This window comes from Hominisplanchenecus murintestinalis, assembly GCF_943193015.1.
Taxonomy (GTDB): Bacteria; Bacillota; Clostridia; order Lachnospirales; family Lachnospiraceae; genus Hominisplanchenecus_A; species Hominisplanchenecus_A murintestinalis.
This window is the reverse complement of record NZ_CALPCM010000008.1, coordinates 21711-34776: the sequence shown is the minus strand read 5'-3', so window position 1 is coordinate 34776 and position 13066 is coordinate 21711. Positions and strand designations below refer to the sequence as shown.

The 13066-nt window shown below is 46.5% G+C and carries 17 protein-coding genes; 15 read left to right on the top strand and 2 right to left on the bottom strand.

The window, feature by feature from the left end; genetic code table 11:
- Nucleotides 1–39 precede the first annotated feature (39 nt).
- From NFR99_RS04935 to NFR99_RS04905, 7 genes are all read left to right on the top strand, one after another.
- Entirely contained in the window at nt 40–753 is a 714-nt protein-coding gene (locus NFR99_RS04935) for a 3'-5' exonuclease (RefSeq protein WP_120480763.1), read from the top strand.
- Between the two features lie 162 nt (nt 754–915).
- Nucleotides 916–2559: a VanW family protein gene (locus NFR99_RS04930; protein ID WP_120480762.1), complete on the top strand. Its 1644-nt coding sequence runs from the start codon at nt 916–918 to the stop codon at nt 2557–2559.
- Nucleotides 2560–2780: 221 nt separating this feature from the next.
- Entirely contained in the window at nt 2781–3320 is a 540-nt protein-coding gene (locus NFR99_RS04925; RefSeq protein ID WP_251353004.1) for an AIR synthase-related protein, read from the top strand.
- Nucleotides 3317–3799, top strand: coding sequence for an Lrp/AsnC family transcriptional regulator (locus tag NFR99_RS04920; protein WP_120480760.1), 483 nt, complete (start codon nt 3317–3319; stop codon nt 3797–3799). Before NFR99_RS04925 ends, NFR99_RS04920 begins: the two co-directional genes overlap by 4 nt.
- Nucleotides 3796–4965 carry an aminotransferase class I/II-fold pyridoxal phosphate-dependent enzyme gene (locus NFR99_RS04915; protein ID WP_120480759.1) on the top strand — a complete coding sequence of 390 codons (1170 nt, stop codon included), beginning with the start codon at nt 3796–3798 and terminating at the stop codon, nt 4963–4965. Before NFR99_RS04920 ends, NFR99_RS04915 begins: the two co-directional genes overlap by 4 nt.
- Before the next feature lies 1 nt (nt 4966).
- Nucleotides 4967–5485 carry a tRNA (cytidine(34)-2'-O)-methyltransferase gene (locus NFR99_RS04910; RefSeq protein ID WP_120480758.1) on the top strand — a complete coding sequence of 173 codons (519 nt, stop codon included), beginning with the start codon at nt 4967–4969 and terminating at the stop codon, nt 5483–5485.
- A 375-nt stretch (nt 5486–5860) separates the two neighbouring features.
- Nucleotides 5861–6676 carry an Ig-like domain-containing protein gene (locus tag NFR99_RS04905; RefSeq protein WP_120480757.1) on the top strand — a complete coding sequence of 272 codons (816 nt, stop codon included), beginning with the start codon at nt 5861–5863 and terminating at the stop codon, nt 6674–6676.
- A 172-nt stretch (nt 6677–6848) separates the two neighbouring features.
- Here the strand turns inward: NFR99_RS04905 and NFR99_RS04900 are convergent, their stop codons facing one another.
- Both NFR99_RS04900 and NFR99_RS04895 read right to left on the bottom strand, forming a co-directional pair.
- Nucleotides 6849–7079, bottom strand: a complete 231-nt coding sequence (locus NFR99_RS04900; protein ID WP_135975935.1) for an ImmA/IrrE family metallo-endopeptidase — start codon at nt 7077–7079, stop codon at nt 6849–6851.
- A complete protein-coding gene (locus NFR99_RS04895) occupies nt 7080–7454 on the bottom strand; it encodes a helix-turn-helix domain-containing protein (RefSeq protein WP_120480755.1) in 375 nt (124 codons plus the stop codon).
- Between the two features lie 184 nt (nt 7455–7638).
- Here NFR99_RS04895 and NFR99_RS04890 point away from each other — a divergent pair, with 184 nt between their 5' ends.
- From NFR99_RS04890 to NFR99_RS04855, 8 genes are all read left to right on the top strand, one after another.
- Complete coding sequence (locus NFR99_RS04890; protein ID WP_251353002.1) at nt 7639–8094, top strand: DUF1492 domain-containing protein; 456 nt, start codon at nt 7639–7641, stop codon at nt 8092–8094.
- Nucleotides 8095–8218: 124 nt separating this feature from the next.
- Nucleotides 8219–8797 (top strand): major tail protein, encoded by a 579-nt coding sequence (locus NFR99_RS04885; RefSeq protein ID WP_120480753.1) that lies wholly within the window; start codon nt 8219–8221, stop codon nt 8795–8797.
- An 11-nt stretch (nt 8798–8808) separates the two neighbouring features.
- On the top strand, nt 8809–9183 hold the full coding sequence (locus NFR99_RS04880) for a hypothetical protein (protein WP_251353000.1): 375 nt from the start codon (nt 8809–8811) through the stop codon (nt 9181–9183).
- A complete protein-coding gene (locus NFR99_RS04875) occupies nt 9180–9341 on the top strand; it encodes a hypothetical protein (RefSeq protein ID WP_158604750.1) in 162 nt (53 codons plus the stop codon). Before NFR99_RS04880 ends, NFR99_RS04875 begins: the two co-directional genes overlap by 4 nt.
- A gap of 81 nt (nt 9342–9422) precedes the next feature.
- Nucleotides 9423–9743: a hypothetical protein gene (locus tag NFR99_RS04870; protein WP_251352998.1), complete on the top strand. Its 321-nt coding sequence runs from the start codon at nt 9423–9425 to the stop codon at nt 9741–9743.
- Between the two features lie 21 nt (nt 9744–9764).
- Complete coding sequence (locus NFR99_RS04865; protein WP_251352996.1) at nt 9765–10784, top strand: peptidoglycan recognition protein family protein; 1020 nt, start codon at nt 9765–9767, stop codon at nt 10782–10784.
- A gap of 216 nt (nt 10785–11000) precedes the next feature.
- Nucleotides 11001–12035: an Ig-like domain-containing protein gene (locus NFR99_RS04860; RefSeq protein WP_251352994.1), complete on the top strand. Its 1035-nt coding sequence runs from the start codon at nt 11001–11003 to the stop codon at nt 12033–12035.
- Between the two features lie 267 nt (nt 12036–12302).
- Nucleotides 12303–12884 carry a major tail protein gene (locus tag NFR99_RS04855; protein WP_158604748.1) on the top strand — a complete coding sequence of 194 codons (582 nt, stop codon included), beginning with the start codon at nt 12303–12305 and terminating at the stop codon, nt 12882–12884.
- Nucleotides 12885–13066: the final 182 nt, after the last annotated feature.

Sequence of the window (13066 nt, the reverse complement as noted above, 5' to 3'; positions counted from 1 at the left end):
TACAGGGATGACGCAAAAGTGTGTCAGAAAGAGGAGAGAATGAGCATAGAATACATAGCCTTGGATTTAGAAACCACGGGCGTAGACCCAAAACGGGATAAGATACTGGAAATCGGTGCGGCGCGGGTAAAGGATGGGGAAATCCTGGAAACGTACCAGAGCTTTGTGGATCATAAAATACAGATTCCCGCGTTTATCACAGAGCTGACGGGAATCACGGATGAGATGGTGGCTGGCGCGTCATCGGTGGAGCAGGCTGTAGCGGGTCTTCTGGAGTTTGGCGGGGAGCTGCCTCTTTTGGGGCACAACATTCTCTTTGACTACAGCTTTGTCAAAAGGGCGGCTGTGAATATGGGAGCAGAATTTGAGCGCACGGGAATTGATACGCTGAAAATTGCCAGGAAGTTTATGGAGGAGCCGAAGAAAAAGAGCCTGGAGTCCCTGTGCGGATATTATGGGATTGAAAGAGAACACTGTCACAGGGCTTATGATGATGCAATCGCGGCAAGCCGGCTCTATGGATTCCTGAAAAAAGATTTTTATCTGGTATCCCCGGCGGCATTTGCGCCTGCACCGTTGTATTGCCAGGTAAAAAAGGACAGCCCGATAACAAAATCACAAAAAGTTTACTTGAATGATTTGATAAAATATCATAGAATAGAACCGGACGTTTCTATAGATAATTTAACAAAGAGCGAAGCGTCCAGAATGATAGATACAATCATACGAGATTATGGAAGAATAAAGAGGTGAGATGAAATGATTAACTTTAACGACAGCAAGACAAAGCGCATCATTGCGTCAGTAATCGTCATTCTGGTGGTAATTGCAATGGTAGTGCCGATGGTACTGGCGTATTTGGTATAAAGTACGGGGCGCTGCTTTAAAATCGGTTTTAGAAAAGAGGGGTAAATAATGAAAAAAAGATGGTTGCGGCCGGGAATTTTGGCAGTTGGGGCGCTGTCTCTTTCACTGGCGTTCTCCGGGGGGGCGGCGAGCGCGGCAGAGCCACAGGATACGATTAATAAAGGCGTGTTTATCGGAAGCACGGACGTATCGGGCATGACGGCGGAAGAGGCGAGAGCTGCGGTACAAGAAGAAGCTGAGAAAGAACTGAAAAGCAAGGTAAAGCTTACGGTGGGAAGCAGTAAAGTAGAGGCCAGCGCTGCAGAACTGGGGATGGACTGGTCGAATAAGGAAATTGTGGATGACGCGCTGGGGCTTGGGAAATCCGGGAATATCGTGAAACGGTATAAGGATAACAAGGATCTGGAGCATCAGAATAAAAAATATGCGCTTGAGTTCAAGCCGGATAAGAAAGAAATCAAATCATATCTCCAAAAGCAGAAGGAAAAACTGGACTGTGAGGCGAAAGACGGCAGCCTTACCAGAGAAAATGGTGAATTTGTGATTGAGCCGGGTGTGACGGGCATCGTCCTGAACGTGGAGAAATCTACAAAGAAAGTTTATAATTATATGGAAAAATCCTGGGACGGCAAGGGCGGAGAAATTGCGTTGGAGGCTGACGAGGAGAAACCAAAGGGAACCCAGGAGGAACTGTCCCAGGTGAAGGATGTGCTGGGAACGGCAACGACTTATTATGGCTCCACATATCAAAGGAATACAAATGTAGAAGTGGGAGCGTCAAAAATCAATGGGGCGCTGCTTTATCCGGGCGATTCCTTCTCGGTGACAGCGGCAGTAGAGCCGTTTAATGCGGAAAATGGCTATGAACTCGCGCCTTCTTATGAGAGCGGGAAAGTGGTAGACAGTTACGGCGGCGGTATCTGCCAGGTTTCCACTACTCTGTACAATGCAGTGCTTAAATCAGAGCTTGAGGTGCTGGAGCGGCATAACCATACGATGATCGTCACTTATGTAGACCCGTCAAAGGACGCCGCTATAGCGGAAGGATTGATGGATTTACAGTTTTCAAATAATACCGAACATCCTGTTTATATAGAAGGGTATGGTTATGGAGGAGAGCTGACATTTACGGTTTACGGAAAGGAATACCGCCCGGAGGGACGGACGGTGGAGTATGTGAGCAGAACGACCAATACCTCGGAGCCGAGCGGTGTGAAGCTTTACCCGAAGGCAGATGCAGATGTAGGATATCTCAGCCAGATACAGAGCTCTCATACGGGCGTGGAAGCGCAGCTCTGGAAAATCGTTACGGAAAACGGGGAGACGACAGAGACGCAGGTTAACAGCAGTTCTTATCAGGCAGTGCCGGTATCCTATGAAGTGGGAGTCAATTCCTCCGACCCGAATGTAGTGGCGATGATTCAGAATGCCATCGCGAACAATGATTTGGCGGCGGTACAAAATATTATCGCGGGCGGCGCCGGGAACAGCCAGGGCGGTTCCGGTGACGATACGCAGCAGTCAGAGAGCCAGCAGCAGTCGGAAAGCCAGGCGCAGCAGGAAACGCCTGAGCAGCAGGAGACTCCGGCACAGCAGGAAACTCCCGCGCAGCAGGAGCCCCCGGCGTCAGAGCCGGTAGTTGACCCTCCGGTTCCTGATGATTTGATAGATATCCCGTCGGTGGACTTGTAGGATAAAATATTTTTGGAGAAGTGTCAGGCGGTGCGGCTTTTAGGCGCACCGTTTTGAATACCGTTTGGACTTCAAGTGCATCATGCATCGGGGAAGCGGGGGAGAACTGCAATTTGATACTAAATTACTGTTTTTTTGTAACAGCTACGTATCGTAACGAAGTAGTAAGATAACTTTGGACAGATTTTTGATAAAGTGATTGTTATGAGAAGGATGAAAAGATGGATTTGATTGTAACAAAATGGATTGGCATGGAAGCTGCGGTGATGCTGGCGCATGACAGGAAAGAAGAACTGCTGCAGCGTTTTCCGGCGGCGTTTGTACATGCGGCAGCCGGGATGCAGAGAAGCATTTCCATTCCGGAGGATGCGCGAGCGGTTAGCCGCTTTCAGCCGGACGGGGTCTGCCCGCTGGGGGAAGGGGGGATTTTTACTGCTCTCTGGAATCTTGCGGAACAGATGGAGTCCGGATTGGAAGTGGATTTGAGGAAAATACCCGTGCGGCAGGAAACGATAGAAATCTGTGAATATTTCGATATAAACCCCTACAATGTGCTTTCAGGGGGAAGCTTTCTGATAGCTGCCAGGGATGGGGCAGCGCTGGCAGAGGAGCTTTCGCATCAGGATATCCCGACGGCAGTTATCGGAAGGATGACAAAGGGAAATGACAGGATTTTATGGAATGCCGGGAATAAAAGATTCCTTGACAGACCGCAGAGGGATGAAATGTATAAGGTGAACAGAAGGGAAGGGATAGAATGAGAGATCAGATATTAACGTTTATTGAGAAAAACAGCCGTATCAATCTGAAAGAGCTGGCGGTGATGCTTGGGTCCGATGAGGTGACGGTGGCAAATGAAATCAGTGAAATGGAGCAGGAGCAGGTAATATGCGGTTATCATACGATGATTGACTGGGACAAGACCGGGGCGGAGAAAGTGACGGCTCTGATTGAGGTGCGTGTGACGCCGCAGAGGGGGCAGGGATTTGACTCAATTGCAGAGCGCATTTACAATTATCCTGAAGTGAAGTCCGTATACCTGATTTCCGGAGGATATGATTTGATGGTCATTCTGGAAGGGAAAACGCTGCGGGAAGTGTCAAGCTTTGTGTCGGATAAACTGTCCACGCTGGATACCGTACTGTCCACCGCTACGCATTTTATACTAAAAAAATATAAAGACCACGGGACGATTTTTGCGAAGAAAAATAAAGATGAAAGGATGCTGGTGACGCCATGAGAAATCCGATTGCAGATAAAGTGATGGGCATACAGCCCTCCGGTATCCGAAAATTCTTTGACCTCGCCAGTGAGATGGAGGATGTGGTATCTCTCGGCGTGGGTGAGCCGGACTTTGATACCCCGTGGCATATCCGCGACGAGGGAATCTACAGCCTGGAAAAAGGGCGTACCTTTTACACATCAAATGCAGGGCTGAAAGAGCTCCGTGTAGAAATCTGTAACTATTTAAAAAGGCGTTGCGGCGTTACGTATGATCCCAACAGGGAAACATTGGTTACGGTGGGCGGCAGCGAAGCCATTGACTTGGCGATGAGGGTGATGTTGAACCCGGGCGACGAGGTACTGATTCCTCAGCCTTCTTTTGTATCGTACCTGCCCTGCGCAGTGCTGGCGGGAGGCGTGCCGAAGGTGATTGAACTGAAGAATGAGAACCAGTTCCGGCTGACGAAGGAGGAACTGTTGGGGGCAATTACGGATAAGACGAAATTACTGGTGCTGCCATTCCCTAACAACCCGACAGGCGCGGTGATGCGCAGGGAAGATTTGGAGGCAATTGCAGAAGTAATTATTGAAAAAGATATTTTTGTGCTGTCGGATGAGATTTATGCGGAGCTGACATATGACACTGACCACGTTTCCATCGCAAGCCTGCCGGGGATGCGGGAGCGTACCGTGACGATGAATGGATTTTCCAAGGCTTATGCCATGACCGGATGGCGGCTGGGCTATGCGTGCGCCCCGTCAGAAATCATTGCCCAGATGACTAAAGTACATCAGTTTGCCATCATGAGCGCGCCGACTACCAGCCAGTATGCGGCAGTAGAGGCTTTGAGAAACGGGGACGGCGATGTACAGGAAATGCGGATGGCGTACAATGGCCGCCGCCGTTTCCTGATGCATGCGTTTCAGGAGATGGGGCTGCCGTGCTTTGAGCCGTTTGGTGCATTTTATGTATTTCCATGTATTAAGGAATTTGGTATGACTTCTGAGGAATTTGCCGAAAAGCTTCTGGCGGAAGAACGGGTAGCCGTAGTGCCGGGAAGTGCGTTCGGAGACTGCGGAGAGGGTTATCTGAGGATTTCTTACGCCTATTCCCTGGAGGATTTGAAGGTAGCGCTTGGCAGGCTGGAGAAATTTGTAAAACGGCTGAAAGGAAATAAGTAAAATGGCAGTCAATATCGTACTTTATGAGCCGGAGATTCCGGCAAATACCGGGAATATCGGCCGTACCTGTGTAGCTACGGGCAGCAGGCTCCATCTGATAGAGCCGCTGGGTTTCCGCCTGGATGAAAAGTCTCTGAAGCGCGCGGGGATGGACTACTGGAAAGACCTGGATGTGACTACATACATAAATTTTGAAGAGTTCCTTGAGAAAAATCCGGGAGCGAAAATCTATATGGCGACCACCAAAGCTCCGCGGCTCTATACGGATGTATCCTATGAGCCTGACTGCTATATCATGTTCGGCAAAGAGAGCGCGGGTATCCCAGAAGAAATACTGGTGGAGAACCAGGAAACGGCAATCCGCATTCCCATGATCGGGGAAATACGTTCCCTGAACCTCTCAAACTCCGTGGCGGTGGCGCTGTATGAAGCGCTGCGGCAGAACCAGTTTGCGGGTATGAGGCTGGAGGGGAAGCTGACGAGGTATGCGTGGAGTCAGGGGAACGTTTCAGATGTTTAAGTATCGTTAAATAATTGAGCTTTCGAGAGTATAGGGCTGTTACTCAGGGGATTGAAAAATCTCTTGCGTGACAGCTTTTTGCTGTTTTTTAATCGGTCAGTTTCTGGCGAGTTATCTTTTGGATTTGTATCAGAAATTTATCAGTGTAAAAGATTCAATAGATAAATAAGCGGTTATAAAATAATAAATATAGAAAAAAATACAACTAATTATATATTGTTGACAAAATAAGTAATATATAATATTATTTATGTAATAAATGCGAAGTGTTAAATAAGAGAAAAAATTAATGGTAAGAAAGTGATATCCAATCGTACAGAAATCGTATCTAAACAGGCAAAATAAAAAAAGATATATTTAGAAAGGCGGGAAATTATGAAGAAAACAAAAAAAGCAGGGATTTTATTCAGCGCATTGTGCCTTTTTTGCGTACTATCAGCGCTTCCTGTATCTGCGAAATCAAAGGGAATACCCAGGAGACTGATACTTGGACGGAAGGAAATCACGCTTTATGTGGGAGAATCCAGGAAGCTGATGGTTGAGAAGGTAAAACCGGCAGGGGCGTCTGAGAAGGTGAGTTGGAAGTCCAAAAAGCGGAACGTGGCTTTTGTGTCAAGAAATGGAAAGGTAAATGCAAAAAGACCGGGAAAAGCAACGATTGTGGCGGTTTCAAAAAAGAACCCTTCTGTTCAGGCGGCCGTGCAGGTGTTTGTGAAAAAGCTTCCTGTAAAGAAGGAGAAAACGTGTATTGCTTCCGGGAAATTTCACAAAAGCGGCGATGCCGGAATGCTCTGCTTTTATTATCGGAGGACTTTTTCGGATAAACATCTGCGGGATAAAATCGTTATCAGAAGCAGTGAAGATTTTCAGGAAATGAAGAAGATATGGAAGAAAAATGCGCACACAGATTTCAGGAAAACCTGCCTGGCAGAGTATGAGAATATGGACTTTAAAAGGGAAAGTTTGGTGTTGCTGCACTATGCGATGTCACCTCAGGCTTACGATGTTCGGATGAATTCTCTCACAACTAAATTTGATGCTTCTGGGAAATTGAGCGGTATTTTAGATATAAGCTCTAAAGTGGAGGAGATCCCGCCGGGAATTTATGTGCCAGCCGTGCTGGAGAATTATACGCTTGTCCTTCAGTTAGATAAAAAGGATGAGGCAATGATTGACTATTACAGACAATAAGAAAATTGATGGGGGCTGTCAAACGACAGCCCCTCTTTGGCTACGGTTCGCACATACTGTATTGAAAAATAGGTTTCCGGCTCTATTTATTTGCCCTGAAATACAGGCTTTTGTGAGTTTGCTTAAAAAGTCCTTTATAGATGGTCACTGGAATGCTGTATCTCCTGCCTGGCTATCCCATCGGCCCTGTCTTATGGGCGTCATATTCGATTTGCTGCACGTCTTGCTTATCAAAGTCATGATTCAGGATATGATTCATGGCGTGTGCGTAGGTCTCCAAATGGCGTTCATGGCTCAGTCTTGCATTGAGAAAAATCGTGTAGCTTCCATCGGGATTCTGGACAACCTGCTCCGGAATCATGACGTCCATGTCAATCATCTGTATATTAATGTTTTCTGCCATTTAACACCCTCCTTCGTCCGGGTTTTCCTTTTCATAAAGCTCTTTCATAAATTTGATGTGGGCTGCAAAACGGTCTGCCGGCATCTTTCGTTTCATATCAAACAGGGAGCGCATATCCGGGTCCTGGTACATTTCCTGCGCAGCCCTGGCAGTTTCACTATCAAGGTAGTAGACGGCCTGCGGTTCCTCGCCTGTTTTCAGGTAATCAGCAGATACGCCGAAAAGCTTTGCGATTTTGCGGAGCTTTTCGTCTTTTGGGCAGCTTCTGCCGTTTTTCCAGTCAGAAAAAGTAGACTTTGTGATTCCTGTTTCCCGCGCGACATCTGCGTCCTTATATCCTGCTTCATCACGCAGTCTGCAATAAATTTCATACATAAAAAGCACCTCTAAAATTTTGATATCCGTACAAAACACCCTTGACAAGTTCGGAATATTGAACTATAATCAGCTCACAAAGTTCGGAAATCAGAATAAAAACTTTTGTACAGAGTATTTATAAGGACAGAATAACTGATTTCCGAACTAAATGCAAGAAAAAATTTGAAAAGGGGGGAATTTTATGGATAAGAACCAGATAAAGCAATGGCTTCTCCGTTACCGGGACGGGAAGAAGGATGTAAGGCGGCTGGAGGAGGAACTGGACGAGATGCAGAAAAATGTGAGGGGCGTACGGTATTCGGATATGCCCAGAGGGGGAAGAAAAAAAACTGATTTATCCGACTATATAGTTGAGATAGAGAAAACACAGGAAAAGATATGTGCGGCAAGATATCAGAGAATCAAAGTTTTCCAGGAAGTGAAGGAGGCAATCGAGCAGCTTCCTACGGCAACAGAGCGTGAAGTGATGTCTTATCGCTATCTGCGGCTGATGGAATGGGAAAAAATAAGCGGAAAGATAGATATAGACTTGCGGCAGATATACCGTATTCATGACAAGGCATTAAAAAGTATCGAAAAAATACTGAAAGTTGTCATTGAATGTTACCATGAAAACGTGTTACCTTCTACGATGTAAAGAACAGTTCAAAACGTCCTAAACAAAGAGAGACGTTTTGTTTCCCGGGAAAGTTCTGAAAAATAACAAAGTAAAAGCATACCAGAGTATGCGCGCAAAATAAAGAAAATGGAGGAATAAAAAAATGGCAAAGATTGGATTAAAGTACCCGGTGGCAGCACCTTTAAAAGCAGATGGAAAAACGTATGACGCAGGATTTGTAATTGCGAGGGCAATTAAAGCGTCTGTCACAGCAAACAACAATGATGTAAAGCTTTATGCGGATGATGGAATCGCGGAGTCTGACAAATCATTTAAGGACGGGACACTGTCCCTGAATGTGGATGATATGACACAGCTTGTCTACGCAAAGATGCTGGGGCATACATTTACGGAAGCATCGGAGGACGGAAAAACACCGGCCCTGGTGACGGCGTCCGTAAACGATATTTCGCCGTTCCTGGGCGTAGGCTTCTATGGGGAAATCATTAGGGACAGCGTTCCGTCCTATATGGCAAAATGGCTCCGTAAAGTAAAGTTTGCAGAACCAAATGATGAGACAGATACCAGGGGAGAAACGGTGGCATTCCAGACGCCGACCATTGAAGGAACAGTGTTCCAGAGTGACGACGGCGTGTGGAAAGAACAGGCAGAATTTGCCACGGAAGAGGAAGCAGTGGCATGGCTGAACCAGAAAGCAAATATCGCGGCTGAGGCAGAATAGGAGGAGAGAGAATGAGTGATTTAAGACCGCTGGGACATGCCGTCAAGCTGGACGGCGTCGAGAGGCATTTTCTCTTTACCCTGAATGTCGTGGATGCTGTGCAGGATCACTATGACTGCAGCCTCGAGGAAGTCGTCAACAGGCTTACGGACAAGAAAGAGTCTATTAAGACGCTGCGCTATCTGACGATGGCGCTCCTAAATGATGAAGCGGAGCGGATGCCGCAGGAAGGGCTGAAAACGTATACCGAGCAGGAGACGGGATGGCTGATTACCCAGGAAAATGTGCTGGAAGTGACAATGGCTGTCCTGCAGGCATACGGGCTGTCTCTGCCGGAGCCGGATGAATTTGCTTCCCCAAACGGGGAGAGCAGGCGGAGCGCATGAACACCGCCCGCCTGCTCTACATCGGGTGTAAAGTAATGAATTTTCAACAGAATGAGGTGCTTGAGATGACGCCCAGGAAATTTTTCCTGTTGTATAACGAGCATTTGGAACTGAATGGCTTAAAGGAGCCGGAAGTAACGATTGACAAGGTGTTTTAGCGGACGTCTGACACGTACGGGCAGAAAATGGGGATGGGCTGCCCGTACTGGTGAGGCGTCTGGGAGATAGGGGGTGAGGATGTGACAGCGGAAATCTTAATGCAGACGTATGCGGCAGCGGTTCCGGCTGTGCTGGGCTATATTGTCTGGCTTTTAAAGCGCCAGAAGCGGGACAGGGATGCAAACGGCAGGGGAACGATGCTTCTTCTGCGGGTACAGCTTATGGAGTACCACGACAAATATATGGCGAAAGGAAAGATTCCGTCTTACGCCTATCAGAATTTCGTGGAGATGTATCAGGCGTACCATGAGCTGGGCGGCAATGGGATGATAACAAAGATGTATAAGGAGATACAGGATTTGCATTTAGCAGATAAAAAAGGAGGACAGCATGGAGAATAAGAGGTACGGAAGGGGGATGTAATGGGATTAAATATTGTAAAAAGCTATCTGACAAAAAACAGATGTTATCAGGCGGGCGCATCCTGTGAGAAAATAGGAATCCAGATACATACCATTGGCACCGGGCAGGGAACGGCGCAGGCCGTAGCAGACTATTGGAACCAGGGAGCAGTATCGGCATGTGTCCATTATTGTGTGGATGCGGATATCCCGGGGAAAGTTCTGCAGTTTCTTCCTGAAAATATAAGGAGCTGGGCGGACGCCGGATGGGGAAATAATCATTTGATTACGGTTGAAATCTGTGAATCGGATTATATTTCTTATAGCGGCGGGGCAAATTATAGTATGATAAATTCGGATAAAGCCAGAACTGATATCATGCGGGGATACCGGACGGCGGCAGAGCTGTGTGTGTCTATATGTGAGAGGTACGGCTGGAATCCGCAGGCAAAGCTGGGAAATGGGATGTATGTGATTTCCTCTCATGCAGAGGGAGCCGCCGCAGGACTGTCGTCAAATCACGCAGACCCGGCGCATATATGGAGCCGTTTTGGGCTGTCGATGGACGGGTTTCGCGCGGACGTAGCAAAAATGATGCGGACAGAGCCGGAAGCCAAAGACCCCGCTGCAAGCAATGGGGCATCAAACTTGAAATACCCCAAGGGGCGGGGTATTTGCCCCTCGCGGCAGTCGCCAAATGCCTGCAAGCAGTCACTTGGCTCGTTGCTCGCGGAAATAAAGCCGGGCGTAAAAGTACGGCTGGCACAGGATATCGCTGTCCGCGACGGCGTGTCTTCGAAAGAGCAGCAGGCGGGATATGTAAAATATACAGAGCTGTCGGCGTCCGCGAAGAAAAAGGCGAAGCGGATAGCCGGGAACAGGGCAAGGCTGAAAAAGGGCACGGTTGTTAAAATTCTGGAGACCAAAACTGCATGGGACGGCACGGTATGGATTCAGGTGAAATCGGGGTGGCTACCGGTAGTGAAGGATGGGAAATGGCGGGTGTCCGTGAATGGAATGGGCGGTAATCATGCCGGGTGAAAAAGGAATAAAAAGGTAGCAAACAGGCGGTTATTGTGTTACAATTTCACTATAAGGAAATTATAAAAAATGCAGAAAGAATCTAGCTGTGGAATTTACAGCGCCTGTAAAAGAAAGAGGGTATCCGTTATGAAAAAGGTAAAAAAATTATTATTTTCAACAATCATCACGCTGGCGCTGGCTATCGTATGCCTTAACTTTTTCCCGGCGTCTGCTATGTCGGCGCAGGCTGCAAAAGCCCGGATAAATAAACGGAGTGTGGTTCTCCTTAAAGGACAGAAGGAAAAACTGAGAATAAAGGGAACAAAGAAAGAGGTAAAATGGAAAAGCAAAAATAAATCCGTTGCAAAGGTGTCCAAAAAGGGAGTGGTTACCGCCAGAAGAAAAGGAAAAACTACCATTATAGCCAGGGTAGGGAAGAAAACGTATAAGTGCAAGGTCACAGTTGAACAGCCTTATATAAGTGGCAGCGGCAGTGAAGTCGGGCTGGGGGAGACGAGACAGCTTTTTATGTGTGGGACATCGTATAAAAATTTCACATGGGAATCGTCAAACCCACGGGCAGTGACGGTTGACAAGAATGGTATTGTGACTTGTGAAAGTATAAGTATATTTCCTGTAACAATTTATGCGTATATCAGGGGCAGGAAGATAGAAAAGATGCTTGAGACGACAGAGCCTTATATAAGCTCCAGTGATTCTCACATCGAAATTTTAGTAGGGGAAAGCCTGCAGTTTTTTATGTGTGGAACGTCATATAAAGAATTCACCTGGCAATCGTCGAACGAAAAAATAGCAACGGTTGACAAGGATGGTGTTGTCACTGGAAAAAGTAAAGGAAACGTGAGGATTTATACAGATATTATGGGTTTTACTATAAGCAAATACATTAGGGTATATCTAAGCGTTGAAAAGGAGGTTGCGATATCCACCATTTCTGTTGGCAGGAGAGGTGTTGCCGAGATTGAAGTTACAAATAATGGGACTGAGGCGTTAAAATTTGAACGTAGAGGAAGTGTATCTGGCGAATATAATCATGATTCAACTCACTACGCAGGTTCGGATGAGACTGACGAGGGATATGTTATTGTAAATCCAGGAGAAACGAAAACATTGGTTTATTGTAATGACGGCTATTCAAGTTATTTTTATGATGCTAGCAGTATGTTTTATTTTTGGCATAAAAATAAAAGATATTACTACTATACATCAGAATCTGGATATAATTCTATCGGACAATTTGAGGAATGAGAGAGACAGTGCCTGATTATTTGGAGTTTTTTTGCGGCATATTCAAGATTAAGACTGAAATACTGGCATCCATAGTTTAAAGATTTCTTGAAGTTGTCATTGAATGTCATGATAAGAGCATGATAAAGTGTAAAATGTAAAGAACAATTCAGAAACACCCCGCAGGAATGCGGGGTGTTTCTATTTCCCGGGAGAGTTCTTGCAGCAATATAAATAACAAAGCATACAGAGATATGCGGACAAACAAAGAAGATGGAGGAAAAAGAAATGGCAAAAATTGGATTAAAGTACCCGGTGGCAGCGCCACTGAAGGCGGATGGAAAAACATATGATGCGGGATTTGTGATTGCGAAAGCAATCAAAGCATCTGTGACAGCAAACAACAATGATGTGAAGCTTTATGCGGATGATGGCATCGCAGAGTCTGACAAGTCCTTTAAGGACGGCACATTGTCCCTGAATGTGGATGATTTGGCACAGAGCACTTACGCAAAAATGCTGGGGCATACATTTACGGAGGCGTCTGCGGACGGCGGGACTCCTGCATTGGTGACAGCGTCTGTGAGCGATATTTCCCCATTCCTGGGCGTGGGTTTTTATGGAGAGGTCATCAGGGACAGCAAGCCGTTTTATATGGCGAAATGGCTCAGGAAAGTAAAATTCGCAGAGCCAAACGACGAGACAGATACCAGAGGAGAAACTGTGGCGTTCCAGACGCCAACCATTGAAGGAACCGTGTTCCAGGGGGATGACGGCGTGTGGAAAGAGCAGGCGGAATTTGCGACAGAAGAGGAAGCAGTGGCATGGCTGAATGAGAAAGCGAATATTACAAAAACAGAGGCTTCGTAAAAAAGAAAAAGCATTTCCCGAAAGAAATTATGGGTCAAATATCAGACAGATATTTGACCCATGAAGGAAGAGTATAGGAAAAAGCAGCTGTATGCAGTGGAAAACAAATGTTAATGGGGAGGTAAAAAAGGTAGTAAAAGAACAAAAGGCATGTTATAATTTTGTTATTAGGAAGAGACAAA

Coding starts and splice junctions, on each gene's coding strand:
- NFR99_RS04935 (WP_120480763.1), top strand. CDS start 40: ATGAGCATAGAATACATAGCCTTGGATTTAGAAACCACGGGCGTAGAC.
- NFR99_RS04930 (WP_120480762.1), top strand. CDS start 916: ATGAAAAAAAGATGGTTGCGGCCGGGAATTTTGGCAGTTGGGGCGCTG.
- NFR99_RS04925 (WP_251353004.1), top strand. CDS start 2,781: ATGGATTTGATTGTAACAAAATGGATTGGCATGGAAGCTGCGGTGATG.
- NFR99_RS04920 (WP_120480760.1), top strand. CDS start 3,317: ATGAGAGATCAGATATTAACGTTTATTGAGAAAAACAGCCGTATCAAT.
- NFR99_RS04915 (WP_120480759.1), top strand. CDS start 3,796: ATGAGAAATCCGATTGCAGATAAAGTGATGGGCATACAGCCCTCCGGT.
- NFR99_RS04910 (WP_120480758.1), top strand. CDS start 4,967: ATGGCAGTCAATATCGTACTTTATGAGCCGGAGATTCCGGCAAATACC.
- NFR99_RS04905 (WP_120480757.1), top strand. CDS start 5,861: ATGAAGAAAACAAAAAAAGCAGGGATTTTATTCAGCGCATTGTGCCTT.
- NFR99_RS04900 (WP_135975935.1), bottom strand. CDS start 7,079: ATGGCAGAAAACATTAATATACAGATGATTGACATGGACGTCATGATT.
- NFR99_RS04895 (WP_120480755.1), bottom strand. CDS start 7,454: ATGTATGAAATTTATTGCAGACTGCGTGATGAAGCAGGATATAAGGAC.
- NFR99_RS04890 (WP_251353002.1), top strand. CDS start 7,639: ATGGATAAGAACCAGATAAAGCAATGGCTTCTCCGTTACCGGGACGGG.
- NFR99_RS04885 (WP_120480753.1), top strand. CDS start 8,219: ATGGCAAAGATTGGATTAAAGTACCCGGTGGCAGCACCTTTAAAAGCA.
- NFR99_RS04880 (WP_251353000.1), top strand. CDS start 8,809: ATGAGTGATTTAAGACCGCTGGGACATGCCGTCAAGCTGGACGGCGTC.
- NFR99_RS04875 (WP_158604750.1), top strand. CDS start 9,180: ATGAACACCGCCCGCCTGCTCTACATCGGGTGTAAAGTAATGAATTTT.
- NFR99_RS04865 (WP_251352996.1), top strand. CDS start 9,765: ATGGGATTAAATATTGTAAAAAGCTATCTGACAAAAAACAGATGTTAT.
- NFR99_RS04860 (WP_251352994.1), top strand. CDS start 11,001: ATGTCGGCGCAGGCTGCAAAAGCCCGGATAAATAAACGGAGTGTGGTT.
- NFR99_RS04855 (WP_158604748.1), top strand. CDS start 12,303: ATGGCAAAAATTGGATTAAAGTACCCGGTGGCAGCGCCACTGAAGGCG.